This is a genomic window from Caballeronia sordidicola (assembly GCF_000729995.1).
Classification (GTDB): Bacteria; Pseudomonadota; Gammaproteobacteria; order Burkholderiales; family Burkholderiaceae; genus Caballeronia; species Caballeronia sordidicola_A.
The window spans coordinates 1-891 of the sequence record NZ_JNFG01000098.1 but is presented as its reverse complement, the minus strand read 5'-3'; the positions used below and the strand labels follow the sequence as shown (position 1 = coordinate 891).

Annotated in this window: 1 protein-coding gene and 1 pseudogene; both read right to left on the bottom strand. The window is 58.5% G+C overall.

Features of this window, described 5'->3' with window-relative positions; genetic code table 11:
• The coding region (locus FH08_RS0133865) for a helix-turn-helix domain-containing protein (RefSeq protein ID WP_031362609.1) at positions 1–568 on the bottom strand (568 nt) is incomplete at its 3' end.
• A 160-nt stretch (positions 569–728) separates the two neighbouring features.
• Positions 729–891: pseudogene (locus tag FH08_RS50760) on the bottom strand (IS66 family transposase); the annotation flags it as partial.

Sequence of the window (891 nt, the reverse complement as noted above, 5' to 3'; positions counted from 1 at the left end):
TCAGCTCTTTTTTAAGGACGCCCCGGGCTTGTACATACAGGCTTCGGTAGATCGTTTCGTGTGATAGTTGCATGAGCTTATTGACTGGGAACTGCCGTTTGAGCCAGCCCGATATCTGCGCAGGTGCCCATTGTTGTTTGAGCTTACTCGCCACGAGCATGCGTAGTCGCGCCCGGTTTGAAAGGGCACACGCTTTGGGCCGTAGCGCGCTCTTCCAGGCATTGGCGTCGGCCTGTTGGGCGCGGTACTTTATCGGGCCGCCGTTGCGTTCGATCTCCCGGCTGATCGTCGATGGCGCTCGGTTCAGGCTCGCTGCAATGCGGTTTGAAGACCAGTTTGCGCTCAGCCCACGCGAGATCGCTTCGCGCTCCTCGGGCGTCAGTGCACGTGGCGAGCGCTTTCTTGGCGGCGGTGCGATCCCACCGCGCTTAGCAAGCATCCGATGCACCGAGCCCACTTCACGCTCCAGCGCCCGACTAATCTCGCTGACAGACTCCGCTGCGCGCCAGCGCTTCCAAATCTCCCCCTTCTGGGTCGACGTCAACCACGGTTTTGCTTGTCGTTTCATAGCCTCATCCTCCGATTTCCGTATTGGAACAGAGGTGTTGCATCGACCAGTTGAATCCGCCCGTCATTTCTTTGTCCAAAGGTAACTAGTCAGCAGCTAAAGGCGAGGGAACGTGTCCAGCGAAGCTGAGAGCGAGCGCGGCCATGAGCGGGCGACGTTGTTTGCGCAGGGTAGCCAGATACGATCGGATGATGCAAAACGCCTGAAGTCCGCGCGCGGTGCGGAAGCACCCCGACACCTTTTGTTTGAGCTTGGGCATTCTGATATCGCGTTCGGCTTGGTTATTGTCAAATGGGACGCGATGGTCGGCGATAAAGCGCCAC